The following is a 26,852-nucleotide window of genomic DNA, read 5'->3' on the forward strand; positions in this document are numbered from 1 at the left end:
CGGTTGACTTTTCGGAGAAACCGGCAAATATTTTAATAAGGAACAGTTATGAGAAAAAATGTATCTATTCTTTTGTGTCTCGCTTTTTTATGCAGTCTGGCAGTGCAGGGATTAAAAGCACAACCGACAAGTGGAATTTCGGATTTAAAGACTTTGCAGCAGCAGTTTGTCGACCTGAAGTTCGGTATGTTTATCCACTTCAATATCCCTACGTTTATGGATGACGACTGGGCGGATCCGGAAGCGAGTCCGGCCATTTTCAATCCGGTGAAGCTGGATTGCGGGCAGTGGGCCAAAGCTGCGAAAGCCGCTAAGATGCGTTACGGATGCCTGACGACCAAACATCATAGTGGTTTCTGTATCTGGGATACGAAAACGACCGGTTATAATGTGATGAATAGTCCGCTCAAACGTGATGTCGTAAAAGAATATACCGAAGCATTCCGTAAGGAAGGACTGAAAACGATGCTTTATTATTCCATACTCGATACCCATCATAAACTGCGTCCCGGCTTTATCACTAAAGCCCATGTCGAAATGGTCAAAGAGCAGTTAACGGAACTTCTTACCAACTATGGGGAGATAACTGCAATCATCATTGATGGCTGGGACGCTCCCTGGTCGCGTATCTCCTATGAGACAATACCGTTTGAGGAAGTGTACCGGTTGATAAAAAGACTTCAGCCCAATTGCCTGGTGATGGATCTGAATGCCGCCAAGTATCCGAAGGATGCCTTGTTCTACACAGATATAAAATCGTATGAGCAGAATGCCGGACAACATATTTCAAAAGAGACGAACCAACTACCCGCTTTATCTTGCTTACCGATCAATAAGAGCTGGTTCTGGAAAGAAAACTTTCCGGTATCGCCTGTAAAAGATCCCGTTACGATTGTAAAGGATAATCTGGAACCATTCAATCAGGCTTATTGCAATTTTATATTGAATGTGGCTCCTAACCGTGACGGCCTGATCGATCCGAATGCTGTTGAGGGATTGAAGAAAATCGGAGAACTCTGGAAAGACGATGTAGCCGTACCCCAACTTCCGGCTTATGATGCCCCAATAATTGCAACGAATATAGCCAAAGGTAAACCGGCTAATTCCAGTTGGAGTGAGGATATGTGGATTATGGATTTTGGAAATGACGATGATTTTACAACCAGTTGGCGGTCGAACAAGGCTGTAGCAACCCCCTGGTTGGAAGTGGATCTGGATAAATGCCATTCTTTCAATATGATAACAATAACCGATCTTCAGGGAAGTATACAACGGTATCGCTTATTATATGAAACGGATGGTATCTGGAAAGAGATCTGTTCGGGAGATAAGGCTGATAAAGTTAAAGTGCATCGTTTTGACCGTGTTTGGGGAAACAAAGTCAAAATAGAAATAGAGAACACCAATGGGCAGGCTTCAATTGCTGAGTTCGGGGTGTATGATGAACAACGCTAATTATAGTATATAAATAAAAACCGCCGCGAATCACTTCGGGGCGGTTTCGGTTTCCACATTTACCATCAATTATGTTTTATATAATTGTGTGGAGATATTTTTGTTGATTATCTAACCATCTTATAATAAGTTTTCTTAGCCCAGAAGAGGTTGGTGTAATAACCACTTGGCTCTTCATAGTTTTTAGCGATAGCTGCCTGGCAGTTTTCGCTGTTGTAAGTCAACTCATCGTTTGGATAAGGCAAACGGTTAGGAGGAGTAGGGAAACCAGATACCTGGTTATCTGTTGCAAATTCAACTACAGGATAACCTGTACGGCGTACTACGTTCCATGCTTCCAGCTTGTTCATGAAGCCGAAGTTCAGCCATAACTGCGTGCAGATAACCTCCTGGGTCGGTTTCCAGATGCTTTCGGCGTAGGCTGCAATAGCATCGTTTGTTGGTCTAACCAATGGACGGAATCCTCTGTAGCTATCGTTGCCTTCTTTATGAAGCGAGCTGGTTTCCTTCATGTCCCAATAGTATTCGGTAGACTGTTTCACTCCTTCAATGAAGTTTGCTTTCGCCTTGTTGGCATCGGTACTCACGCCATATCCCATCAAATAAGCTTCGGCTTTGCTGAAACTTACTTCGGCTGCACTTAACCATAGGCCGAATATGTTTTCGTTTCCTTGATATGTAGCCCAACCGGCGGCAGCGATTGTGTCGATTTCACAGAAATAATTGGCTTGTGTCATACCTCTTTCTACATACTCTTTCTGTTTTTGGTCTTTCAAGGTTGTGATTTCAGCCTCGGTCATCATGACATCATAAGCGATGTATTGTCCATCGGGGTTGCAATCGTACATAACTTCCAGACGTGGGTCGGTATTTTCGTCAGGTAAACCGTTTGTCGGCAAGTTCATAGCATCCAGAATAGTCTGTGAACAAGCAGCCATACCACCTGAGCGAAGCGCTTGTGAGAAACTTTTACCGAAATTGAAATCGTCCTTCTGGGTATTGGCTGTCACACCCATATTTTCCGTATTGTTGTCAATCAGCGGATACTGTCCCGGATTGTTCAGGATTTCGGCAATGGCAGCATGGGCTTCTGCTGTGCAATCGCCGGCAGTAGACAAATGAAGAGCAATACGCAGACGGAGTGAGTTGACATATTTGCGCCATAATGTAGCATCACCGGCCGCGATCGTGTAGTCTTGACGGCTTAATGAGGTAAGACCAATCTGGTTTACATTGCCACTGGCAAAATAGTCGCCGACTTCTTTCAGGTCGACAAGGATCTGCTTATAAAGTGCTACATCGTCATCATAAACGCATTTTTCTTTGGCTGCATTGTAATCGCCATCTCTCCAAAGTGTACCTGCACCGTTGAAAGGTACATCTCCGAATATGGACAACATTTCATGTAATTGTGATTCAACCAGTGTGCGACCCAGATAATAGAATACAATGTTTGAGGGCTTTTCTGTTTCGGAAAGATTTTCATAAGTATATTCTAACAAACGCTGTTGGGTTAGCATATCGTAAAATTCTTTCCAACGATCATTGTAACGTCCTTCACCGGAACCCATATAGCGAGCACGCGAATTGGTTGTACCGATAACTCCGGAGAACAGACCTGAGGTGGTTGATTGTACCCAATGACGATAATAAATCGGGTTCATCCAGGTGTTCCCTTTAAACATTACGGCGGTAAATACCTGAGGTACACCTACTGTTGTTGTTTGAGAAGGATCTGCGTACTTATCATCATACGCTGAATCGGCGCATGATGAGGCAAGCGATACTAGTGCGATTCCTCCTGCTAACAATGAAAATATCTTTTTCATAAATTCTTCTTTTTAATCTGATTTAATAAAATGTAAATTAGAAGTTTGCACGAACAGAGAAACCGAATGTGCGTGCACTGGCCGTTGAACCGCCTAATTGTGCCTGATAAATCCAGTTTGTACCGTCTGTTGTTTCAGAGTCGAACAATTTTAATGTGCGATATACATAGAACGGGTTACGTACGAAAGCTGAAACCATCAGGTTATTGCAAGCAAACTTCTTGGTCAAGTCTTTCGGCAGTGTATAACCCAGGCTGATTTCACGACATTTGATGTAGCTGTTCTTTTGGATAGCATCCTGATAACTCATGCTGGCGCCTGTACCCCAACCATATTGGCTGACGTTTGCTTCCATTTGAGTTACAATGATGTCGTTTGGTGTGCCGTCTTCTTTTACACCCGGCAAGATCAAACCGTTGTCCCAAACATAGTGACCGTTTATCATCGTTTCACCTCGTTTGTAGTTGCTTACTTCACTTGGGTTAACGATATGGATAGAACCTTTGTCGTCCATTTTTTCTGTGTCGCAGTAGTAGAATAAACCTCCTGTGGAATGGTCGCGAACACCTACGGCGTCGGTAATATTACCTACAGCCATCATGTATTGCCAAGGTGTGTTCAATACATCGCCACCAAAACGGAAGTCGAAGGCCATATCCAAAGTAAAGTTCTTATAGCTTAAACTTGTACCGAAACCTCCGGTAACTTTTGGCATGGCGTTACCTACTTTGTGACGTTCGGATGTATCGGTTATATACAAACCGTTGCTGCCTACGATGTAATTGCCGTTTTCGTCTGTTTTCCAAGTATAAGTATACCAGTCACCCATAGATTCGCCTACATGTGATTCAAGCGAGGCTGCACCACCATCAATATCCGAGTGATTTAATACATCCAAACCATCAGCTAACTTTTTTACTGTATTTTTGTTCCAAGCTACATTTGCACGCAGATCCCATTTCCAATCTTTGTTTTCAATAGGAGTACCGTATACGCTAAATTCAACACCCTTGTTGCTCAACTCACCTACATTCATCAACATGCTCTGTGCACCCATAGAAGCGGCACTGGTCGTTTGAAGAATCTGGTCTTTGATGGTATTGCTATAGAAGTTGAATTCCATGCCTAAGCGGTTTCCAAAGAATTTGTTTTCCAAACCGATTTCAAATTCATACTTGGTTTCCGGCTTGATACTTTCATTACCGATACTCTTATCAATGTAATTATAACTGTAAGTAGATCCTCTCAGCAATGATTCTTGTTTGAATGCCAAAACGGCGCGATAAAGTTCAGGGGCATTACCTACAATACCATAAGAAGCGCGTACTTTACCATAGTTCCACCAAGTTGGCATTTGGTCTTTAAGTAATTCCGTATAGAGTACGCTGGCGCTGGCAGAAGGATACCAGAATGAATTGTTGCCTTTCTTCAGGGTAGAGGTCTTTTCCTGGCGGATAGAACCTTCCAGAAATCCCCAGCCGTTGTAGCCGTAGCTGGCAGTCAGGAAAGCACCTGTTTTAAGCAAATCTTGTTTGGTCATACTTGCATTCTTTGTGCCGACAGAGGCGTTCAAGTGGAACCAGTTTTCTTGTGTCAGACCTTGGCTGGTGCTAACATCCGATTTGTAATAAGATTCCTGGCGAGCTGTCCAACCTAGGTTGGCTGTTACATTATGAAGCTCATTGAATGTTCTATCGAACATCAACATCACATCGCTATAAACAATCTGGTAGCGGCTGTTATTTAATCCATAAGAGTCGCTATACTGACCGTTGGTAGAGAATACATGTGCGTTTTCTGCACGGTTTTTGTTTTCAATCTTGTCAACAGTCAAGTCGGCTGCTACACGACCGTTCAATGTTAATCCAGGGATGATTTCCCAAGTCGGGTTGACTGCACCGATGAAACGCTGGTGTTCTTCCAACTGTTCTTTACCCATAATGTTCCAGAAGTATTCACTCATTAATGAGGTAGATCCCATTGGGGTATAAAGGAATTGTTCGTCTGGTGTTAATGTATCGCTTGTTCCACCGTTATACGATGATGTGCTGTTTTGATAACCAAGGCTTGTTACTGTATGGTCGCGTATGTAAGCAACATCGGTGAAGCCACCGAACATACCACTGAAGTTGTTGGTTAAACGGCTGATACGATACGGGCGGTTCTTAATGAACTGGTTCTGATAAGTGGCCGTGTAGTTCAACTTGATGGTATTGGTTACATTGAATGTTCCGTTTAAGTTGAAATTATGCTTATGGTTGTTAGAGTTGAGCTGCATAGCTTTTACATCGTTGTAAGTGTATGAGAAACGTACGTTGTTTTTCTCGGAACTGTTGGTCAACGATAGGTTGTAAGTTTGGTTTACACCGGTACGGAAGATATCTGCCCATTGGTTGTTGTCAATCGGTGCGAATGCACGCTGTGTACCGTCAAAGTAAGTAACCATTTTGCTGGGATCATATTTAGCCCCCCACGAATAATAAGTTTCACGGTTCGGCGTAACAATTGCGTTACCGTTGCGGTCTACACGTAACTGACGGAAACCAGTTAAAGCTTCTTGACTATCGTTTCCTAATTGTGAGTTATCGTAACCCGGACCGTATTCCTTTTGTATTTCAGGCATATAAGCCACTTTGTCGAAACTTACATTTGCACTGAAGTCAATCTGAGTACCTGAACCGGCTTTAGCTTTTTTGGTAGTAATCATCACAACACCGTTGGCAGCTTCCGATCCGTACAGGGCAGAAGCGGCAGCTCCTTTCAGGATAGAGATGTTTTCGACATCTTCGGGGTTGATATCTACCATACCGTTGGAGTTGATACGCTGGTTACCCCAGTAACCATCATTGTTGGTGTTACTGTTGTGAAGAGGTACACCGTCCATGATGATCAGCGGTTGAGTATTACCCGTGATAGAAGAAAGACCACGAACGGAGATAGATACCGCTGATGTACCGCCACCAGGAGCAGCCTGAATACGTACACCGGTAGCTTTACCGTAAAGTCCGGTTGCAATGTTTGAACCGCCAGTTCTGGTTAATTCTTCAGATGATACATTACTTACGGCATAACCTAATTTCTTGGCATCTTTCTTGATACCCAAAGCTGTTACGACAACTTCGTCCAGCTTCTGAGTGTCTTCTGCTAGTTTAATGTTTAATGAAGATTGGCCAGTGTAGGTGACTTCCTGAGTAGCATATCCGATAAAAGAAATCTGGATAATGTCTCCCTTTTTTACTCCTTCCAGGTTGAATTTACCATCCATATCGGTAATACTACCGTGAGTGGTTCCTTTGATCACTACTGATGCTCCGGCAACAGGTCCGAAATCATCTTCTACAACACCGCTTACTTTACCACTTTGTTGGGTAATAGCAGTTTCGTGCTTTTCTGGCGCTAAGTCTGCATATACACTTGTAGGAAGTGTTATTGCTCCTGCGACAAGAATTAAGCTGACAGGTTTGAAGTGTTTCAACATAATTAATGAGTTTATTGATAATAATACTAGTGTTAGTGGAGTTGCTTTAGATTTGACGTTTATTGATGTTTTTGATCTTAGTTCTAAAAGAACTATGGTGTGATGTAAGCAGAAAACATCTAATTATCAATAGTATTCTATTGGTTAAGTAAGGTTAAAAGCTTTTTTTTATAACATTGGTTCATATGAATTACTTTCTGTTTATCTATCTGGCATTAATAAATATTGTTTAATATGAATAGGAGGATATTACGATTAACATACAAATTTATAATGATATCAAAATGTACAATATGAATATAATCAAAGGATAAGATTTGTAGTCAGATTGAATGCTGATTATTTTCTTTGTTATTGTTGAAGTTGTTAAAAACAAAGCATAATATATCTTTTTTTGACGTAAAATAACAGTGTTTGATAATTTATTAATATATTTGCGCCGGATATTTAGTACGGAGTTCTTTTAGAACTATGGCTTTTTTTAGGGTTATGTATCTTCTTTTTTATAAAAAAACAATAAGTAGGATGTGGTAGAGAAATTGTAATACGGAAAATAAGAAGGACGAAATATTTCGTCCCCTAATTGTCAATTGATAGATAAAAAGATGGAAGTTAACGATTGTTTTCTTTGTAAATTTCAATTGCTTTCTTTATTGATATCAATCCGAAGTCATCCGCTTTCAGCTCTTCCTCTTTCAAAATAACAATTTCAGCTGCATCGTCTTCTGCATGAGCGTTGTTGAAGTTTTCTACATGGCATTCGAAAAACATATCTATCGTGTGTACTTCAAAACCGCAATATGGATAAAGGTTAGGAATAGAAAACAGGTAACAGCATTCGGTGATATCCAGTCCTGTTTCTTCTTTCACTTCGCGATGTGCTGCTTCTTCAGCCGATTCATGCATGTCGACAAAACCTCCCGGCAAATCGAGTGTTCCTTTGGCCGGATCCTTCGCACGACGTACCAATAAAACTTCCCCGGCTGCGTTACGGATAAAACAGGCTACTGCCGATGAGGGGTTAAAATAATAGACGAAACCGCAAGTGGTACACATTTTGGCCTTCTCGTTACGTTCGACGAATGTTTTGGCACCACATTTCGGACAATAGATAAACTGATGTAAAGGATGACTCATATTATTAATATATATATAATGTATATAAACAAATAAGGGCGGCCTGAAGCCGCCCTCGATCTGGGGCTGAACCCCGTTGAAATACGATTACTCTTTTACTTCCCAACCTAATGCGCTGGCACCGAGTACAGCTGCATCGCTTTCTTTCAATTGAGAGAAAAGCAGTTTAGTTTTACCTTCGTATACTTTCAGCATATTCTTTTCCATAGAACGTTTGATCGGATTCATGATCAGATCGCCTGCCTTGGTCAGACCGCCGAACAGAATGATTGCTTCCGGGCTTGAGAATGCAACAGCATCAGCAAAAGCTTCACCCAGGATGTTTCCTGTGAATTCGAAGATTTCAAGAGCCAGCTTATCATTCTTCATAGCTGCTTCATATACATCTTTTGAAGTGATTTCGTCCGGATCGAGTTCGCGCAATAAACTGTCGTCCTTACGGATTTCCAGATATTCACGGGCTGTACGAGCCACACCTGTTGCCGAAGCATACGTTTCCAAACATCCCTGACGACCACAACCGCAAGGACGTCCGTTGTTACGACGCATGATTACGTGACCCAATTCACCGGCAAATCCATCGTGTCCGTAAACCAGGTTACCACCGATAACGATACCGCTACCAACTCCTGTTCCCAGTGTGATTACGATAAAGTCTTTCAGACCACGAGCTGCACCATAAGTCATTTCACCAATCGCAGCAGCGTTGGCATCATTTGTTAATGCTACAGGAATACCACCGATTTGTTCGCTGATCAACTGAGCCAAAGGAATTTTACCCTTCCACGGAAGGTTTGGGGCAAATTCGATACAGCCGTTGAAGAAGTTACCATTAGGAGCTCCTACGCCTACACCTTTGATTTTGTCGGGACCACCGGCCTGATCGATTACTTGTAGCAAACCTTGACCAAGTTCTGATACATACTCATCGATATCAGTATATTTACCTGTTTTGATTGATCCACTGTACAAAATTGTACCTCTCGCATCTACTACTCCAAAAACAGTATTGGTACCGCCTATATCAATACCTACTACATAAGGCTTCTCCATGATTTTATATTTATGATTAATAATGAGTTTTTCTGGAAAGCAAATATAAGAGGAATATGGTTAGCTGCAATGATTTTCTTTAAAAAAATGCGTAATGATGTTTTATTTCATCTATTACAATAAATGAAAGATTGCTTGTAGGTTGGATCAAAATATGTCATTTTCAGTTTTTTTCTGCATTCTGGTACCGCTTCATTGAATGTTTATTTTACCTTTGGTAAATTCTTAACCCATTAATGAATAACACTATGCCACAGGTTTCAGATATACGGCTCATGGTCCGGGCGGAACAGCCTGTTTTATCGGCCCGCATGAAAGCCAGCTATAAAGATATGGAACGGCTGTTTGCCGAAAAACGCGAAGTCGCACTGTCACTTCTCCGGCCGACCGGAGTATATATGACCGATGTCCCTTTTATTATTTACTACGATTACCTGGATCTGGATATACATAATCTGGATATAGAGATCTGTTTCCCTCTTTCTACCTGGATGGAAGGTAACGAGAGCCTGCAATCACGCATCATCCCTGAAACGAAAGTAGTCCATTGTTTGTTCAAAGGCGATTATGATGAAATGGATTATCTGTATGGGGAAATGACGGCCTGGATCATGCAGAAGGGATATGAACCCGAAGGTACGGCCTATGAATTTTACTATAAGAAGAAGGAGCAGACGTATGAAGAACGGTTGACCAAAATTGTATTGCCGGTAAAAGGCTGATACAATTTTGGTGCAAGATGATTGGTATGCTGTCTTTTATCTGGCTGGCAGAACCTCGATCCAGTAATCGTCGGGATCGTTGATGAAATATAGCCCCATAGCCGTATTCTCATAACATACGCAGTCCATTTCCTTATGGAATTTGCGTACTTCGTCGTAATCACCGGCTACACGGAAGCAGAGATGACTTTCGTTGTCTCCCAGTTCGTAGGGGGCGTTGCGGTCTTTCAGCCAGGTCAGTTCCAGCAGGAATCCCGTCTGATCGTCCGTCAGGTAAACGAGGACGAAAGAGCCGTCCTGTGCCTCTTTGCGGTGATGTTCTTTTAGCCCGAGTGCCTTATTATAGAAAGCGATACTTCTGTCGAGGTCGAGAACATTGATGTTGAAATGATCGAATTTACTTTTAATTTCCATGATTGTTTTCTTTATAAATTAAAAATCAGTGCCTTCTCCGGGTACGGACAACAAGATATAACGGCAGCCTTTCGACTCGGCGTAAGGGCCGAAAGCCATTACTTCGGCCGGCCGTTCCCAGAAATGCATGGGGACTAAAACGTCTGTCTTTATCCTGTCGACAAATTGCTGGGCTCCCCGCATAAAATCCGTCCCGATACGCGGATCGACAGGAAACATGGCCAGATGCAGATGATTGGTCGTTTCGGCCAGTGTATTCAGTTCATGCAGGTAGTCGCCTTCTGCTTTGGCCACTTCCGCAGGTGTCGATTCATCTTTCCAATGCCAGTTATTCAGATCGCCAGCATGGAAAAGTTTTTTCCCATCACAATCTATCAGGAAAGAAATACCCACATCGGTAGAACCGAAAGCCTGGATGCGGATGTTTTCATCCTCAAACACGTCTCCCTTCTTCAGGTATAACGCATCTTCGGGTTTAGCCCTGCGCCTTTTCAGTATGTCTTTGGAGAATATATACTTGATATCCTTTTTTATCTTTTTCCATTCGAGTATTTCCGGGTTGAAATGGTCGGGATGGAAATGTGACGATAATATATATAATGTACCGGGACGGTGAAGCAGTTCGTCATGAACGAAGCCTGTGTCCGGTGTCTTTCCCGTATCTTGGAAATAATCTATCAGGATGGCATATCCTTCCGCTTCGATGGCAAATCCGCTATGGTAGATATAAGTAAGTCTCATAATCTTCTTCTTGTTTGTTGATCTGTAATAAAAACACGGGAATCGCCGCTTTGGTTGTTTCGGCGGGTACAAATATACAAAAGGATTTCGATGAATTTTTATTTACTATGCGTACTAATCCCAATTACTATACATACTAATTCAAATTAGTATGGCGACTAATCAGCTGTTGATAACCGTCAGCCGTATGGTTGATAATCGTTGGCCGCTTGGCTGATAATTGTCAACCATACGGCCGATAATTATCAGCCGCTGATTTGTTCCGTTCCCAATATAATAAATAAAGCAATAAGTTATTCATAAACAAGGGAGTAAAATGATTGAACCTCATGTTAAAAAAGAGAATTCTTAAAAAGTCTCATTGTTTTTATATTAGCGGATATGCAGTATAAATAGTATCAGGTCGTTTATTTATTGATGTGTTTACTTACGTATTCTTACATATCGATAAAAGTAATAGTTAATATGAATTAAAAATTAGTACCTTGCGATACAAGGTATCTTATATAAGCATACATTTGTTGCGTAGAAATGAAAAAAAGTTCCTTAAACATGTAACATTTTTAGCAATGTGTACGTCTAATAATAAAAAGAAATGACAGATATTATGATTCAGCTGAAAGGAATTAACAAAACGTATTTCAATGGTGCTCCGCTACATGTATTGAAAGGTATAGACCTGGAGATAGAAAAAGGGGAAATGGTTTCCATCATGGGGGCTTCCGGGTCGGGAAAATCGACACTATTGAATATACTGGGGATATTAGATACTTACGACACCGGTACCTATCATTTGAATGGACAATTGATTCAGAACCTGAGCGAAACCCGTGCAGCTGAACTTCGTAACCAGATGATCGGCTTTATTTTCCAGTCGTTTAATCTGATCTCTTTTAAAAATGCGATGGAGAATGTCGCCCTTCCCTTATATTATCAGGGGATAAACCGCAAGAAAAGAAATGCTATGGCAATGGAATACCTCGATATGGTCGGCCTGAAAGATTGGGCGGAGCATATGCCGAATGAAATGTCCGGGGGACAGAAGCAGCGTGTAGCTATTGCCCGTGCCCTGATTGCCCGGCCGCAGGTGATTCTGGCCGACGAACCTACCGGTGCTCTCGACAGTGTTACCACGGTAGAGGTAATGGAGCTTTTGCGTAACGTAAATAAAGAAGGTATGACTATGGTGATCGTTACCCACGAGCAATCCGTAGCTGATGCGACTGAAAAAATCATCCGTGTGAAAGACGGTTTGATTGAAAACATAGAAAAAGGAAAAGGATATGTTCGACTTTGATAACTTCCGTGAGATTTGGAGTACGATCAAAAAGAACAAACTCCGTACGTTCCTCACCGGTTTTTCCGTGGCGTGGGGGATTTTCATGCTGATCGTCTTGCTGGGAGCGGGCAACGGAATGAAGAACGGTATAATGAAAAACTTCGACCGTTGGGCCGGAAACCGTGTGGAAACATGGCCCCGTTATGCCAGCAAACCTTACAAGGGGATGCAGACAAACCGGCGTATACAATATAAGGATGACGACCTGGTGGCTTTGAGACAGCAAAATCCTGAAGTGAATCTGGTGTCGGGCGTACTTTACCAGAGCGATACGCTTTCATATAAGGAGGAATATAATACCTATTCTTTGCAAGGTGTCCATCCGGATAAGGCGATCATCGACAAGATTGAAATGACCGTGGGCAACGGGCGTTTTGTCAATGAGGTGGATATATTGCAGAAGCGAAAAGTGATCGTGATAAGTCCCCGGATGAAGGAAGTCTTGTTCCGTGGAGAAGACCCGCTGGGTAAATATGTGAATGCCAGTGATATTGCTTATCAGGTGATCGGTGTCTATACCGATGAGGATAACAATAACAATGCTCCGGCTTATATTCCTTTTTCTACGGCACAACAACTTTACCGTTCGGGCTATGGTCTGGATAATATCATCTTTTCTCTCGACGGTATCAGTTCCAAAGAAGAATATGAGGCTTTCGAGAAACGTTTCCGTGCACAGATGGGAAAAAGGCATCGCTTTGATCCTGAAGACTTACGGGCGATCGGTATGTGGAGTACGATTGAAGACTTTGCCATGTTTAACGGAATGCTGAACGGGATAACCCTGTTTATCTGGGTGATCGGAATCGGAACATTGGCTGCCGGTATCGTGGGAGTAAGTAATATCATGTTGATCACCGTACGGGAAAGAACCCGCGAGTTCGGTATCCGTAAAGCGATCGGGGCAACCCCTTTCTCTATCCTGAAACTGATCATCGTGGAGTCGATCCTGATAACGGCCGTCTTCGGCTACTTCGGTATGATTACCGGGGTAGGGTTGACGGAAGGGATCAATGCCGTGATGGAAAGTAATAATATGGGGCAGGCCTCTTCGAATGACGATATGAGTATCTTCCTGAATCCGACGGTAAGCCTGGGTATTGCCTTGTCGGCTACGGCCCTGATTATTGTGGCCGGTGTGCTGGCTGGTTATTTCCCAGCACGTAAAGCAGTGAAAATTACGGCTATCGAAGCCATGAGAAACGAATAAAACAAGAAAGATATGTTCGATATAGACCGTTGGGTGGAAATATGGGTGACGATCACCCGCAATAAAACCAGAAGTTTTCTGACCGGTTTCGGTGTGTTCTGGGGAATCCTGATGCTTGTGATCCTGCTGGGGTCGGGTACGGGGTTCAAGAATGGCGTGCTGAAGAATGTGGATGGCTTTGCGACGAACTCTGCATTTTTCTTTTCCGAACGTACCGGGGAAGCTTATAAAGGATATAAGAAAGGCCGTTACTGGCAGATGCGCAACCGCGATTTGGAAACCATTCGCCAACGTGTGAAAGGTGTCAGTTACCTGTCGCCGATGGCCATGTCGTGGGGCGGACAGAATAATGTGGTGAGAGGCCAGAAAGCCGGTACATATAATGTACGCGGGGTGCACTCGGAATATTTTCAGATCGAGACGCAGCATGTGCTGGAAGGGCGTTTGCTGAACGAGATCGACGTACTGGAAAAACGAAAAGTATGTGTGATCGGTAGTATTGTCCGTGAGGTATTGTTTACTCCGGCCGAAGATCCGATAGGCGAATATATCCGTGTAAACGGAATTTATTACCAGGTGGTCGGGGTGGTAAAACCCAAACCGCGTGTACAGATCGGCGGACGTACGGAAGAAAGTATCATGACGCCTTTTACCACTTTGCAGCAGGTGGCTAACCAGGGAGACAAGTTCTGGTTCCTCTGTGCTACGGCCGAGGATGGTTATTCCTGCGACAAGATGGTGGAGGATATAACGATGGTGTTGAAGCTGCAGAACGAGATCTCGCCGACCGACCCGCAGGCTGTCAGCAGCTTTACGATAGCCAAACAGTTCGAGACATTCGATATGCTTTTTACCGGGATCAATATCCTGGTGTGGCTGGTCGGTATGGGAACCTTGCTGGCGGGAATCATCGGGGTGAGTAATATTATGATGGTGACCGTGAGAGAACGTACCCGTGAGATCGGTGTACGCCGTGCGATCGGAGCCAAGCCTTTCGATATCATTTCCCAGATCATGAGCGAAAGTTTGTTGCTTACGGCTCTGGCCGGATTGATGGGGCTGAGTTGCGGAGTATTCCTGCTGGATGTAGTGAACCGGATGATGGCAAGTAGCGGAGACGCTTCTAACAACGGCACTTTCTTCAGTAATCCGGAGATACATATCGGAGCAGCAGTGGCCGCAACCGTCGTTTTGCTTATCAGTGGTTTGCTGGCTGGTCTGATCCCGGCCTGGCGTGCCATGCAGATCAAGGCTATTGATGCAATCAGAGAAGAATAACAGTATATCATTTGTCAATTAAAATAAACTAGATAAATTATGAAGAATCGTATCGTAAAGAAAGTCCTGCGAATCATCTTTTTAGTATTGGTGGGAGCCGCGGTGATCGGCACTTTCTACTTCTTGTGGAAAAAATCACAACCTGTCATTACTGTTTATGAAGTAGTAACACCTAAACGCGACTCCGTAGAAACGAAAACCGTAGCTACCGGAAAAGTAGAACCCCGCGATGAAGTCCTTATCAAGCCGCAGATGTCGGGTATTATTTCCGAATTGCTGAAAGAGGCCGGCCAGATGGTAAAGGAGGGCGAGATCATTGCAAGGATCAAGGTGATCCCGGAAATGGTTCAGTTGAACAGTGCCGAATCACGTGTGCGTGTGGCTAAGATCAACCTGGAGCAGATCACGGCTACTTATAAGCGGGATGAAGGCTTGCACAAACAGGGAGTGATCGCGAAAGAAGATTATGAAACCTCTCTGTCTAACTATAAGAAAGCACAGGAAGAAGCCGAAAATGCACAGGATGCATTGGAGATTATCCGCGAAGGTATTTCGCGCCGGTCTGCTTCATCCAGTACGACACAAGTGCGTTCTACTATTACGGGTATGATTCTGGATGTTCCTATTAAAGTAGGTAACTCCGTGATCCAGTCCAATACGTTCAACGACGGTACGACGATCGCTTCTGTGGCAGATATGAATAATATGATCTTCCGTGGAAAGGTGGATGAAACCGAAGTTGGCCGTATCCATGAAGGAATGCCGATCAAGTTGACCGTCGGAGCGTTGGATAGCCGTTCGTTCAATGCCCTGTTGGAATATGTAGCACCGAAAGGTACGGAAGAAAACGGTGCTGTTTTGTTCGAGATCAAGGCCGCCGTCCAGATGCCGGAAGATGCTTTCATCCGTGCCGGATACAGTGCGAATGCTGAGATCGTCTTGAAACGTGCATTGGATGTCTTGACCATCCCTGAAAGCTGCGTGGAGTTCAGTGGTGATTCCACTTTCGTACAGATCGTAAAACAGGAAAAGCCGGAACAGTTATTCGAGAAACGTCCTGTAACAGTCGGTTTGTCTGACGGTATCAAGATTGAAGTGAAAGAAGGTCTGACGGAAAATGATAAGATCCGTGGCGGTATTGTATCTGCAAATAAGTAATAGAAATAAACGAATAAGCTATGAAACAAGTAATATCATCAGTAGCGTTGGCATCTTTCCTCTTCTGTCTCCCTGCCGGAGCACAGGAAACGGCTAAACAATGGTCGCTGGAGGAATGTATCCGCTACGCTATCGAAAACAATATAGACCTGAAACAAAGGGAGCTGGAACAGCAAAGCCGTGAAGTGGATCTGCACACCAGCAAATATAGCTGGTTACCCAGTTTGAATGCCAGTGTCGGTGAAAACTTCGGCTTCGGCCGTTCGGAATCGAAAGACGGTCTGATCGTAGACCGCAACTCGGCAAATACGACGGCCGGTATCCAGTTGAGTATGCCTTTGCTTGACTTGAAGATCCCCAGCGATATCGCTGCCCGGAAACTAGATTTGAAAGCTTCTTTCGAAACCTTGAATAAGGCTAAGGAAGACCTGTCCATAAACGTGGCTTCCTATTTTCTGCAAGCTCTTTATAATAAAGAAATGCTAAAGATCGCCGAGTTGCAGGTTGCACTGAGTTCGGAGCAGGTTACGAAAACCGAAGCACTCTATAATGCCGGTAAAGTGCCTGTTTCTCAACTTTACGACATGAAAGCGCAGTTGGCGAAGGATGAGGTTACACTGACCGAGTCGAAAAACAACGTAAAACTGGCATTACTAGATCTGGCTCAGAGCCTGGAATTGGAACGTGACGGTGAGAATTTCGATATATTGGAACCGGAAACAGGCGATGCTGTGGAGCAATATATGAGCAGTATCATCCCGCCTGATCAGGTGTACGATCATGCTGTTGGTTTCAAACCACAGATCAAGGAACAGGAGTATTTGCTCGAAAGCCAAAAGAAGATGCTGAAAGTAGCTCAGGCCGGATATTATCCGAAACTGAATTTCAGTGCAGGTTACAGCAATGGTTACTATCACAATTTCGGTGATGGCGATTATAACAATGCTTCTTTTAGCGATCAGTTGAAGAATAACGGACAGAAGTCGGTCGGCTTTTCGCTCAGTATTCCTATCTTCAATCGTTTTCAGGTACGCAACAGTGTTCGTTCCGCCCGCATCAATATCCATAACCGCGAGTTGATGATGGAGAACAGCAAAAAGACACTTTACAAAGAGATCCAGCAGGCTTATTATAATGCAACGGCAGCACAGGAAAAATATGTGTCATCCGACAAATCGGTGGATGCAAGTAAGATCGCATTCTCTTATGCGGAAGAGCGTTATGGGGCAGGCAAAAGTACGGTTTTCGAATATAGCGAAGCGAAGACGAAGTATGCACAGAGCCTTGCCGAACAAACGCAATCGAAGTATAACTTTATCTTCCGTGCCAAGATACTGGACTTTTATAACGGAACACCAATCACCTTATAATATTATTTACAGTTGGATTTTAGATCCTATTTTTAAACATAATTGATGGACACACCAAAAAGGGAAGGAAGTTTCCGGGAGGAAACTTCCTTTTTGCTGTTTGGAGAGAGGTTCGTTTATTTTTATTGGAGAATATCAAATTAAACGATATATTTGTATCCGAAGTTAATCGGTTAAGTGACCTAAATTAAAAACAGATGGGAAAATCTCTTAAGGATATTGCAGAAGCTCTTAATCTCTCAAAGACAACGGTTTCATGGGTTTTGTCAGGACATGGCGATGAACGGAAGATAAGTCCGGCTACACAGAAAAAAATAAAGGATTATGCTAAGCTAGTTAAATATAAGCCTAACTATCTTGCCAAAAGCCTTAGTTCGGGTAAAACTAAAACTATAGGGCTGATTGTTCCTTTTATTGGAGATACATTTTATGCACAAGTGGCTATGGAAGTTGAACTTGTGGCTGAGCAGCTGGGGTATACTGTCACTTTTTGCAGTTCAGAGTCTAATCCGGTAAGAGAGAATAATATAATTCAAATGTTAAGATCAAAGAAGATTGACGGATTAATCATCGCTCCGACAAACTATGCCAAAGGGGAGCTGGAGAATTTGATGAAAGAAAAATATCCGTTTGTCTTAATAGATCGTTTTTTTCCGGAATTGAATACGAATTATATTATTATTGACAATGTTGAATGTAGTTACAATCTGGTTAATAAACTGATTAATGAAGGGCGCAAAAAGATTGCTATTATAACTACGGCGTCAGCACTCTTTACCATGAGTTTGAGATATGAAGGATACAAGGCTGCTCTGACTGAGCATGACTGTTTTATTTCCCCTCACTTATATGGTGAAGTATCACGAAATGAATATGAATCGGATATTATTCGTGTATTGGATACTATTTTTGAAACGGAGCCGGATGTTGATGGATTCTATTTTACTACGCATTATTTAGGTATGGAGGGATTACGTTATTTTTATAAACGGAATATAGATGTCAGTAAAATAGGTCTGGCGTGTCTGCATAGTACTCCTAGTTTTGAACTTTTGGCACCCAATATGCATATAGCACTTTTGCCTATAAAAGAAATAGGACGTGAAGCAGTCCGTATTTTAATTGAAAAATTAGAAACATCTGATAATGAAGATGAAAAGGTAAAACTGATTTTGCCGGCATACAGTTAAAAAACACATTAATCGTAAGATTGTGTAAGAAAATCAGAATAAAGGTCATTGTTTATTTCTGATAAGACATATATGTTTGCAAACAAAATAAGTAACAAGATCGATTAAATGGGTAGAATACTGTATGCTTTTGGTATATAGTGTTTTAATGTGTTGTTTGACTCGATACTGTTATTTTTTTTCTATTTTCACTTAACCGGTAAAGTTGGGTGTGAAAAGAAACATAATACCATGAAATATGAAAAGACAATTTATTCTTTCAGTATGTATCTTCATACTATCTGTATATTCACTAAAGGCTCAGATCGCAGCTATAGATGTGGATAAAGGAGCCGATAAAGCAGCTGTAGAAGATATAATCATTGTTTTCAAAATGCATTTTGACATTGGTTATACCGACTGGTCGGAATCTATTTTGCAGAAATATACTACCTCTATGATGGATGAAACATTACGTTCGGTAGAGGAAACAGGGAAGTTACCTAAAGAAGATCAATTTGTCTGGACTCTCCCCGGGTGGCCGATGAAATATATTATGGAAAATACCTCGGAAGCTTATAAACCCGGAATTGAAAAAGCTTTGCGGGACGGACGTTTCAAAGTTCATGCGCTTCCGTTTACTTTTGAGACAGAATCGAGTGATCTGGAAACATTGGTACGGGGAATGTCTTATTCTTCGCAGATAAACAGAAAATATGGTCAACCGCTGGTGCGGGGAGCTAAACTGACTGATGTTCCCAGTCATTCGTGGATACTACCGACGTTATTGACACAAGCCGGTGTGAAGATTCTACATATCGGATGTAATCCAGGGTCTGTATCTCCGGATATACCAACCTTGTTCTGGTGGGAAGGGCCGGATGGTTCAAGATTATTAACCTTTAATTGGGCGGAATACTACGGCTCAGGTGTGTTACCTCCGGCAACCTGGAAATATAAGACCTGGCTGGCAATGATACATACACATGAGAATTCAGGTGCTCCGACCCCGGAAGATGTCGCAGCCGTGTTGAGAGAAGCTCGTGAAAAAGCCCCCAATGCTCGGATACGAATCGGCCAGTTGGAGGATTTTTATGATACTTTGATGAAAGAAAATCCATCACTACCTGTTGTAAGGGGAGATATGCCTGATACCTGGATTCATGGATATATGTCGATGCCGAAAGAGGTAAAGACCAATAAGGCCATGCAGCGTATCATTTATAATACGGAAACGTTGAACACTTTGCTGAAGCAATGGAATATAACTTCCGAACCTGTTGAACCTTATGTTGAAAAGGCTATCGAACAATCTTTATTGTTTGATGAACATACTTTTGGCCTGGCAATGAGCCACGGTCATCAGGAGTCCTGGAAATATGGAGACGACTTTACTATTGCCAGGGCACAAGGCCAGTACGATTTTATAGAAACTTCCTGGTATGAAAAAAGTAGCCGGGTACATCAAACTGAGCTTTCTGTTGTTCCTTCTTTACGAAAGGACTTGAAAAAACTTGCTCAGAACATAGTCCTCAAAGGTCGTAAAATAGTGGTATATAATCCTCTTCCCTGGAAACGTTCCGGTTCGGTTTCTTTCCATATGGGAGTATATCAGAAGAATTTCGAAGTATATGCTTTGAAAGATGAATCGACAGGGAAAGTTATACCGGCATACAACGACAATAACTATTTAACTTTTTGTGCAGAAGAAGTTCCTTCCCTAGGTTATAAAACATATACGCTGGTGACAACTCCGCTTCCTGAAGATTCCCGAAGTTCCCGTATTGATGAAACGAATGCAATATTGGAGAATAGCTATTTTAAAATAGAAATAAACAAGGAAAACGGTGCATTGCTTTCTGTTTGGGATAAACAACAGCAGAAAGAAATGGTCGATGAAAAGAGTGAATACGGATTCGGAGAATATATCCACGAAAAATTCGGGAAGGAGGAAATCGACCGCTATAATGCGCGTTATGTGAAACCAGGGCATCATGGTTGGGCTGATCAGGAAATGGGACGGCCGGAAAATCCAAACCTGAAATATGAGATGATAAAGGGGCAATTGAATAAAGTCAAATATTTGCAGACTGTCCATTCTGTTAGTGCTACCGCATTTTGCCGGACTGTTGCCGGAGATGATTATACATTAACTTATACCTTAGAGGAAAATTCACCTTATTTGGAAATCTGTTGGGGAATACGAAATAAACCGGCAGAGCCCCAACCGGAAGGAGGTTGGCTTGCTTTCCCGTTCAATTTATCGAATCCTTCATTTAGGTTGGGTAGAATCGGCGGTGTTGTTGATCCGGCCGTCGATTTTGTAAAGAATACTAATCACGATTATTTCTTTCTGAACACAGGAATGGCTGTTATCGATGACCAGGGGAAAGGGTTTGGCTTAAATACACCGAATGCTCCGGCTGTAAGTCTGGATCGTCCGGGCTTGTACCGTTTCTCCGGAGAGTTTATTCCGCAACGGCCTAATGTCTTTGTCAACCTGTTCAATAATCAGTGGGGAACCAATTTTACAGAATGGATAGAAGGTGGTTTCTCTGCAAAGGTATATTTATGGTCGGTCGATAAATACACCAATGAGGCTTCCTTGATTACACCGATGGAAGAAACACGTGTCCCTTTGATGGCAACATATACTGAAAATGAAGGAGGCGAGCTTCCAGTCTCTTCCGAGGGTGTTACTTTGTCAGAAAAAGGGGTTTTGGTTACGGCTTTTGGGCCGAATACAGATGGTGAAGGTGACTTACTGAGACTTTGGGAACAGGCTGGTAAAAGGGGTAAATGCACAGTTACGTTACCCGGAAAATCATATCGTTCTGCTCAATTCTGTAATTTACGGGGGGAAGCAATCGGAAAGCCGTTCTCTATTGAAAATAATAAATTCTCTGTTGAATTGCAGGCCTATCAACCTGTATCGATCATATTAACAAAGTAGTAAACTTGGTTTACTGATTAAAAATCAATATTATTCCTGCGATGAAAAAGATTACATCATTGGTTTTGTTACTGGGTATTTCAAACTTAGTTGTAGAGGGGCAGTCGGTCAGCCGGTACAATCCGAATGTAAAGGAGATCATTGTTGTTTGCAAAACACATTTCGACATTGGCTATACACACCGGGTAGATGAAGTCGTGGATTATTATCGGACATCTATGATTGATAAGGCTTTGGATATTATGGATAGCTCAGATAATGTACCCGAAGAACAACAGTTTGCCTGGACTTTACCCGGATGGGTTCTATACAAGACAATGGAAGATTGGAATGGACAAACAAAGGAACGAAAAGAAAAACTGGACGAGAAATTCCTGTCTGGTAAAATTATTACACATGCATTGCCTTTTACATTTGAGTCGGATGCTTGTGAAGCAGAATGTATGGCCCGTGGGATGATATTTTCATCCCAATTGACACGAAAATACGGTCTTGCACTTTCTCGTTCCGGCAAGCAAACGGATGTCCCTTCCCATGGAGGAGCCTTGGCTACTGTCCTGGCGAATGCGGATGTGAAATTTCTGCATATAGGTTGTAACTGGCCAAGTGCATTTGTAAATACTCCTGGGTTATTTTGGTGGGAAGGGCCGGATAAGTCGAAAGTTCTGACTTTTTATTCAACGGTGTATGGTACTTTTTTAGGTAGAGGTTCTGATTGGTTGAGTCCGATAGATTATATGTTGGGGGAAAATCTAATCCCACCTATTGAATGGCCTTACAAGGTATGGCCGGCCATAATGGTGACTATGGATAATTCCGGACCGCCAACGGCTGAATATATAGAATCCTTATTTAATGAGATAAAGGAAAAAATGCCGGATGTAAAAATCCGTATGGGAACTATGGATGATTTTTATAATGCTATTATAAAGGAAAACCCCGAAATACCTGTAGTAAGAGGGGAAATGCCGGATACCTGGGTGCATGGAATCATGTGTGACCCTGAAGGTTCGCGTTTGTCCCGAGAGGTAAATGCCCGGATCGCATCGACGGAAGTGTTGAATACTCAATTGAAATCCTGGGGAATAGAGACATCTCCTATAGCACAGGATGTAGCAGATGTATATGAAAAGATAGCCTTGTACGGAGAGCATACCTGGGGAGGTTCCAAATCTATTAGTGCGTATGGTAAGGCTTTTGAGGAATTATCCTCCGGGGAATATGAAAATCTGGAGGCATCCTGGGAAGACAAGACCGGTTATATTTGTGATGCTTCGGAAAGAACCCGTTCTCTTTCTGCCGCCAATATGGAATATCTGACAGCTTCTGTCAGGCGAAAGGATAACTCTGTTATTGTTTATAACCCGTTGCCGTGGGCTCGTTCCGGTGTGGTTGAAGTAGGGGGGAAGACAATAGATGTGAAAAATGTTCCACCTTGCGGGTATCGTTCATATCCTATTCCGGTGTCCTCTCCGAAAAAAACGATACCGAATATGAATTCGATAGAAAATGAGTTCTTCAAAATAACATTAGACCCGGCTAAAGGTATAATAAGTTCGCTGATTGATAAACGAACCGGCCGCGAATGGGTGGATAAGGATGTAGACCAAGGGTTGGGGCGGTATATGAATGAACGTTTTACATTGGAACAGTCGTTGGATTACACGAAGGCTTATCAACTGGGACGGGCCAAAGACTGGATGCATCCCGGTCTGCATAAACCTGGAATGGTTTCAGAAAAGCAGGTCCCTTACAAGGCCGTTTTATCAGGGAACGGAGAACTATCTGTTTCTACTGTCGGGAATAAGCAAATGGCAGAATTGGTAATGCCGGGAGATATTTCCAACCATCTTGTAAAAACGACTCTTCGGGTTACTTTATATCAGGGTGAACCTTATGTTGATATGGAAGTAACTATTCATGATAAACCGAGGGATAACTGGCCGGAAGCGGATTGGCTTTGTCTCCCGTTCAAAATTAATGAACCGGAATTTCGTGTTCATCGTTCTTTGGGTGTTATGAATCCGGCGACAGATATTCTACCAGGAGCCAATCGTCACCTATACACAGTAGGCAATGGAGTGACGATAACAGATCCGGATGGTTCGGGGGTTGCAGTATGTCCGCTGGATCATCCGCTAATCAGTTTGGGCGAACCCGGTTGTTGGAAATTTACATACGATTTTATTCCCCAAAAACCAGTCGTATATGTTAATCTGTATAACAATCAATGGAATACTAATTTCCGATATTGGTATCCCGGCACATGGAGTTCGCGGGTACGTATCTGGACATTGGATCAAAGGAAAAGTCAGGATGAAAATTCTCGCCTTTTTACACAAAATGCAATGGAAACCCGTAATCCGTTGCTGGTTGTTACGGCAGGGAAAGGGAATCGTGATGGAGTGCTACCTGATAAACAGTCTGGCATACAGGTATCCCGTTCTGGAATATTGGTAACTGCTTTCGGACAGGACCCGGACGGAAATAAAGGTACACTGTTACGTGTATGGGAACAGGCAGGTGAATCCGGTAGGGTGACACTTCGTTTACCGGCTGGATTGAAAGTGACCCAGGCAATTCCTGTCAATCTACGGGGAGAGATAAAAGGCGAACCTGTATCGGTTAAATCAGGAAAGATAGAGTTTGAATTGGGAGCTTATGCCCCTGCTAGTTTCATTTTAAAATAAAGGAGAAATATGAATACATTTGAACCCGACTACAGAAATATTTTGAAGGTCTTATACAATCAGAGACCAGATTACCTGCCGTTGTACGAGCATAATATCGATGCCCCTTTCGTCTCTAAATGTATTGGGGAAGAATTGTCATTGAATGGGCGTAAAAGCCAGTCTGAACTGGATGAATATTTTAGTAAATACATATCCTTCTGGAAGGAAAATACCTATGATGCATTCAGTTATGAAGCTGCTATCTGTGAGATCCTACCTGGTCATGGTGCTATCTTGGGGGGAATGCTTGGCCCTATCCAGACTCGTGATGATTTTGAAAGATATCCCTTTGACGATATTCCACGTATTTTCTGGGAAACATATGGTCCTCGTCTGGAATCTATCCGGAGAATGATGCCGGTCGGAATGAAAGCTTATGGAGGCTGCGGATACGGAATTTTTGAGACGGCTCAGGATCTGGTTGGCTATGAAAGCCTTTGCGTAATGCAATATCTTGATCCGGAACTTTTTGCTGATTTATTTTGTAAGATTGGTGAATTGTATGAAACTCTATGGACTAAAATGCTGGAAGATTATGACGATCTTTTTGTTTTTTATCGCATGGGAGATGATTTGGGACACCGTACGGCAACTATGCTTGAACCGGATACGATCCGTCAGTTCATTTTGCCTCAGCATAAAAAGGTGATCGATATAGTACACCGCAAAAACAAAAAGTTCCTGCTGCACTGTTGCGGTAATATCAAGGAGATCATGCCTGATATTCTAAAGAACGGGATAGATGCCAAGCATTCGAATGAAGACCAGATATGCCTTTTTGATGAATGGATCGATAACTATGCAGATAAGATCGGGCTGTTCGGAGGATTCGATATGAACTATCTGATTTTAAATCCGTATGATCAGGTTTTCAGCAAGGTGCTGGAAGAAGGTGCCCGGTTCCGTGAAAAGGCAAACGGATATGGACTGGGATCAGGTAATTCAATACCTGATTATATGCAGATAGAAGGATTTTACGCAATGGTCGATGCCGTAAAAGAGATAAGAAGAAGAGAACAATTGACTAAATAAATAGGAGAATAGTATGGAAAACACATTAGAAAGAATAGCGCTTTGCGTTGAAGTAGGTAAGATCAATGCAAAAACACCTTATCCTCCGGCAATGAAAGGAGAAGACGGAGCTGATGAATTGACACGAAAAGCCTTGGAGGAAGGATATTCTCCGAATGATATTCTAACAAAAGGTTTGATCGTAGGTATGAATCGTATCGGTGTAAAGTTTAAGGAAAACAAAGTGTTTGTGCCGCAGGTCTTGATGAGTGCGAAAGCTATGAGCGGAGGAATGCAACATTTGAAAAAATATTTCAATGACGGATCTGTCAAACGGAAAGGAAAGCTTATCATTGGTACGGTAAAGGGTGATTTACACGATATAGGGAAAAACCTTGTCTGTATGATGGTGGAAGGTAACGGATATGAGATTATCGATCTGGGGGTAGACGTTCCGGAAGAAAGATTTGTGGATGCTGTTAGAGAAAACCCGGATGCTTTTGTCGGAATGTCTGCTTTGTTGACAACGACAATGGTAAATATGGAAACGATAAATAATGCAATAAAAGCTGAATTTCCTCAAGTGAAAACATTTATAGGCGGAGCGCCGGTGAGCAGCGATTTTGCCAGGCAAATAGGAGTCGATTATTACACGGAAGAACCTCAGCGGTTGGTAGAAATCTTAAACCAGTTAACATCAAATTAATATGACATCGAGAGAACGTTTTTTAATCGCTTTGGCGGGAGGAGTACCCGATAGAATTCCTATAACGGAACATCTTTTCAGTTTAAAACTCATGCAGGAACTATTGGGATATACAACCGTCTTGTATGACGGAAAAACACAGGCAAAGTTGGCTACCCGATTGGGGATCGATGCCATCTGGACACCGATTAACGGTTTTTGCGGTATCGAAGAAACACCTCATGAACCGAATGAAGTTTATAAAGATGAATGGGGGGTAACCTATCAGAAGAACGGTTGGCCGATCATTGCACAAATCGATACTCCTGTAAAAAGCCGTGAAGACTGGGAAAAATACAGCTTGCCACCGGTCGATACTCCTTACCGGATCAAGATCCTTAAGGATGTGAAAACTGCCAATACGGAAAATCTGGCTGTTATGCTGGGAGTTCTGGGGCCGTTTACTATGTTGTCGTGGTATATTATGGATTTTGAAACGCTGGCTATTACCATGTATACAGATCCGGAAATGGTTCATGAAATAAATGAAGCCGTATTAAAATGGACCCTCGAAGCCATTCGTTTGGCAGCGGATGAGGGAGGAATCGATTGTGTACAGATTTCTGACGACTGGGGCGGAACGAATTCTTTACTGATCTCTCCGGATGATTTCCGCACCTTTTTCATCCCTTACTTCAAACGCCTGGTTGCCGGAATTAAAGAGTTGGGACTGCCGGTAATCATGCACAACGATGGTAGAATCTGGGATGTTCTGGATGATCTGGTCGATTGTGGAATCAATGGACTTCATCCGGTTGAAAGAGCTGCCGGTATGGATCTGAAAAAAGTAAAGGAAAGGTATAAAGGTCAGCTGACACCTATCGGTAATATCAATAACAAAGTAACAATGGCTTCTTCCAATCCGGAAGATGTCCGCCGGGAAGTACTGGAATGCATAAGAGAAGCAGGAACTGAGGGAGGATATATAATCTCGACAGACCATAGTATCCATGATCTGATACCAACGGATAATGTACGATGTTTGATAGATACGGTCAATAAATATGGACAATATCCTATCGATGTGAATTTCTGAAAGATTTGATCATATAGAAATA

The 26,852-nt window shown here is 42.6% G+C and carries 19 protein-coding genes; 13 read left to right on the plus strand and 6 right to left on the minus strand.

Features of this window, described 5'->3' with window-relative positions; genetic code table 11:
* Nucleotides 1-48: 48 nt before the first annotated feature.
* Nucleotides 49-1,455 (plus strand): alpha-L-fucosidase, encoded by a 1,407-nt coding sequence (locus tag HMPREF1536_RS14015; protein WP_028729593.1) that lies wholly within the window; start codon nt 49-51, stop codon nt 1,453-1,455.
* A 107-nt stretch (nt 1,456-1,562) separates the two neighbouring features.
* Here the strand turns inward: HMPREF1536_RS14015 and HMPREF1536_RS14020 are convergent, their stop codons facing one another.
* From HMPREF1536_RS14020 to HMPREF1536_RS14035, 4 genes are all read right to left on the minus strand, one after another.
* Nucleotides 1,563-3,284 carry a SusD/RagB family nutrient-binding outer membrane lipoprotein gene (locus tag HMPREF1536_RS14020; protein ID WP_028729592.1) on the minus strand — a complete coding sequence of 574 codons (1,722 nt, stop codon included), beginning with the start codon at nt 3,282-3,284 and terminating at the stop codon, nt 1,563-1,565.
* A gap of 37 nt (nt 3,285-3,321) precedes the next feature.
* Nucleotides 3,322-6,762 carry a SusC/RagA family TonB-linked outer membrane protein gene (locus HMPREF1536_RS14025; protein ID WP_028729591.1) on the minus strand — a complete coding sequence of 1,147 codons (3,441 nt, stop codon included), beginning with the start codon at nt 6,760-6,762 and terminating at the stop codon, nt 3,322-3,324.
* A 612-nt stretch (nt 6,763-7,374) separates the two neighbouring features.
* Entirely contained in the window at nt 7,375-7,899 is a 525-nt protein-coding gene (locus tag HMPREF1536_RS14030) for an NUDIX domain-containing protein (protein WP_028729543.1), read from the minus strand.
* Nucleotides 7,900-7,986: 87 nt separating this feature from the next.
* The gene (locus tag HMPREF1536_RS14035; RefSeq protein ID WP_028729544.1) at nt 7,987-8,952 is read right to left on the minus strand and encodes an ROK family protein; all 966 of its coding nucleotides are present in this window, start codon (nt 8,950-8,952) and stop codon (nt 7,987-7,989) included.
* Between the two features lie 248 nt (nt 8,953-9,200).
* Between HMPREF1536_RS14035 and HMPREF1536_RS14040 the strand changes: the two genes are divergently transcribed.
* Entirely contained in the window at nt 9,201-9,674 is a 474-nt protein-coding gene (locus HMPREF1536_RS14040) for a GyrI-like domain-containing protein (protein ID WP_028729545.1), read from the plus strand.
* A 36-nt stretch (nt 9,675-9,710) separates the two neighbouring features.
* Here HMPREF1536_RS14040 and HMPREF1536_RS14045 read toward each other — a convergent pair whose 3' ends face one another.
* Together HMPREF1536_RS14045 and HMPREF1536_RS14050 are read right to left on the minus strand one after the other, a co-directional pair.
* Nucleotides 9,711-10,088, minus strand: a complete 378-nt coding sequence (locus HMPREF1536_RS14045) for a VOC family protein (protein ID WP_028729546.1) — start codon at nt 10,086-10,088, stop codon at nt 9,711-9,713.
* Between the two features lie 18 nt (nt 10,089-10,106).
* A complete protein-coding gene (locus HMPREF1536_RS14050; protein ID WP_028729547.1) occupies nt 10,107-10,829 on the minus strand; it encodes an MBL fold metallo-hydrolase in 723 nt (240 codons plus the stop codon).
* A 607-nt stretch (nt 10,830-11,436) separates the two neighbouring features.
* Between HMPREF1536_RS14050 and HMPREF1536_RS14055 the strand changes: the two genes are divergently transcribed.
* From HMPREF1536_RS14055 to HMPREF1536_RS14105, 11 genes are all read left to right on the plus strand, one after another.
* On the plus strand, nt 11,437-12,126 hold the full coding sequence (locus HMPREF1536_RS14055) for an ABC transporter ATP-binding protein (RefSeq protein WP_028729548.1): 690 nt from the start codon (nt 11,437-11,439) through the stop codon (nt 12,124-12,126).
* On the plus strand, nt 12,113-13,378 hold the full coding sequence (locus HMPREF1536_RS14060) for an ABC transporter permease (RefSeq protein ID WP_028729549.1): 1,266 nt from the start codon (nt 12,113-12,115) through the stop codon (nt 13,376-13,378). Before HMPREF1536_RS14055 ends, HMPREF1536_RS14060 begins: the two co-directional genes overlap by 14 nt.
* 12 nt (nt 13,379-13,390) lie before the next feature.
* Nucleotides 13,391-14,656 (plus strand): ABC transporter permease, encoded by a 1,266-nt coding sequence (locus HMPREF1536_RS14065; protein WP_028729550.1) that lies wholly within the window; start codon nt 13,391-13,393, stop codon nt 14,654-14,656.
* Nucleotides 14,657-14,695: 39 nt separating this feature from the next.
* Complete coding sequence (locus HMPREF1536_RS14070) at nt 14,696-15,814, plus strand: efflux RND transporter periplasmic adaptor subunit (protein WP_028729551.1); 1,119 nt, start codon at nt 14,696-14,698, stop codon at nt 15,812-15,814.
* A gap of 20 nt (nt 15,815-15,834) precedes the next feature.
* A complete protein-coding gene (locus HMPREF1536_RS14075; protein ID WP_028729552.1) occupies nt 15,835-17,184 on the plus strand; it encodes a TolC family protein in 1,350 nt (449 codons plus the stop codon).
* Nucleotides 17,185-17,381: 197 nt separating this feature from the next.
* On the plus strand, nt 17,382-18,374 hold the full coding sequence (locus tag HMPREF1536_RS14080) for a LacI family DNA-binding transcriptional regulator (RefSeq protein WP_028729553.1): 993 nt from the start codon (nt 17,382-17,384) through the stop codon (nt 18,372-18,374).
* Between the two features lie 238 nt (nt 18,375-18,612).
* A complete protein-coding gene (locus HMPREF1536_RS14085) occupies nt 18,613-21,306 on the plus strand; it encodes a glycoside hydrolase family 38 N-terminal domain-containing protein (RefSeq protein ID WP_028729554.1) in 2,694 nt (897 codons plus the stop codon).
* A 41-nt stretch (nt 21,307-21,347) separates the two neighbouring features.
* Nucleotides 21,348-23,996, plus strand: a complete 2,649-nt coding sequence (locus HMPREF1536_RS14090) for a glycoside hydrolase family 38 N-terminal domain-containing protein (protein WP_028729555.1) — start codon at nt 21,348-21,350, stop codon at nt 23,994-23,996.
* 9 nt (nt 23,997-24,005) lie between these two features.
* Nucleotides 24,006-25,070, plus strand: a complete 1,065-nt coding sequence (locus HMPREF1536_RS14095; protein WP_028729556.1) for a uroporphyrinogen decarboxylase family protein — start codon at nt 24,006-24,008, stop codon at nt 25,068-25,070.
* Between the two features lie 13 nt (nt 25,071-25,083).
* Nucleotides 25,084-25,755, plus strand: a complete 672-nt coding sequence (locus HMPREF1536_RS14100; protein ID WP_028729557.1) for a corrinoid protein — start codon at nt 25,084-25,086, stop codon at nt 25,753-25,755.
* A gap of 1 nt (nt 25,756) precedes the next feature.
* Entirely contained in the window at nt 25,757-26,830 is a 1,074-nt protein-coding gene (locus HMPREF1536_RS14105; protein ID WP_028729558.1) for a uroporphyrinogen decarboxylase family protein, read from the plus strand.
* The last annotated feature ends 22 nt before the right edge of the window (nt 26,831-26,852 follow it).

This window comes from Parabacteroides gordonii MS-1 = DSM 23371, assembly GCF_000969825.1.
Classification (GTDB): Bacteria; Bacteroidota; Bacteroidia; order Bacteroidales; family Tannerellaceae; genus Parabacteroides; species Parabacteroides gordonii.

Excerpts from the sequence above, each read along its gene's own strand:
- HMPREF1536_RS14015 (WP_028729593.1), top strand. The coding sequence starts at position 49 with ATGAGAAAAAATGTATCTATTCTTTTGTGTCTCGCTTTTTTATGCAGT.
- HMPREF1536_RS14020 (WP_028729592.1), bottom strand. The coding sequence starts at position 3,284 with ATGAAAAAGATATTTTCATTGTTAGCAGGAGGAATCGCACTAGTATCG.
- HMPREF1536_RS14025 (WP_028729591.1), bottom strand. The coding sequence starts at position 6,762 with ATGTTGAAACACTTCAAACCTGTCAGCTTAATTCTTGTCGCAGGAGCA.
- HMPREF1536_RS14030 (WP_028729543.1), bottom strand. The coding sequence starts at position 7,899 with ATGAGTCATCCTTTACATCAGTTTATCTATTGTCCGAAATGTGGTGCC.
- HMPREF1536_RS14035 (WP_028729544.1), bottom strand. The coding sequence starts at position 8,952 with ATGGAGAAGCCTTATGTAGTAGGTATTGATATAGGCGGTACCAATACT.
- HMPREF1536_RS14040 (WP_028729545.1), top strand. The coding sequence starts at position 9,201 with ATGCCACAGGTTTCAGATATACGGCTCATGGTCCGGGCGGAACAGCCT.
- HMPREF1536_RS14045 (WP_028729546.1), bottom strand. The coding sequence starts at position 10,088 with ATGGAAATTAAAAGTAAATTCGATCATTTCAACATCAATGTTCTCGAC.
- HMPREF1536_RS14050 (WP_028729547.1), bottom strand. The coding sequence starts at position 10,829 with ATGAGACTTACTTATATCTACCATAGCGGATTTGCCATCGAAGCGGAA.
- HMPREF1536_RS14055 (WP_028729548.1), top strand. The coding sequence starts at position 11,437 with ATGATTCAGCTGAAAGGAATTAACAAAACGTATTTCAATGGTGCTCCG.
- HMPREF1536_RS14060 (WP_028729549.1), top strand. The coding sequence starts at position 12,113 with ATGTTCGACTTTGATAACTTCCGTGAGATTTGGAGTACGATCAAAAAG.
- HMPREF1536_RS14065 (WP_028729550.1), top strand. The coding sequence starts at position 13,391 with ATGTTCGATATAGACCGTTGGGTGGAAATATGGGTGACGATCACCCGC.
- HMPREF1536_RS14070 (WP_028729551.1), top strand. The coding sequence starts at position 14,696 with ATGAAGAATCGTATCGTAAAGAAAGTCCTGCGAATCATCTTTTTAGTA.
- HMPREF1536_RS14075 (WP_028729552.1), top strand. The coding sequence starts at position 15,835 with ATGAAACAAGTAATATCATCAGTAGCGTTGGCATCTTTCCTCTTCTGT.
- HMPREF1536_RS14080 (WP_028729553.1), top strand. The coding sequence starts at position 17,382 with ATGGGAAAATCTCTTAAGGATATTGCAGAAGCTCTTAATCTCTCAAAG.
- HMPREF1536_RS14085 (WP_028729554.1), top strand. The coding sequence starts at position 18,613 with ATGAAAAGACAATTTATTCTTTCAGTATGTATCTTCATACTATCTGTA.
- HMPREF1536_RS14090 (WP_028729555.1), top strand. The coding sequence starts at position 21,348 with ATGAAAAAGATTACATCATTGGTTTTGTTACTGGGTATTTCAAACTTA.
- HMPREF1536_RS14095 (WP_028729556.1), top strand. The coding sequence starts at position 24,006 with ATGAATACATTTGAACCCGACTACAGAAATATTTTGAAGGTCTTATAC.
- HMPREF1536_RS14100 (WP_028729557.1), top strand. The coding sequence starts at position 25,084 with ATGGAAAACACATTAGAAAGAATAGCGCTTTGCGTTGAAGTAGGTAAG.
- HMPREF1536_RS14105 (WP_028729558.1), top strand. The coding sequence starts at position 25,757 with ATGACATCGAGAGAACGTTTTTTAATCGCTTTGGCGGGAGGAGTACCC.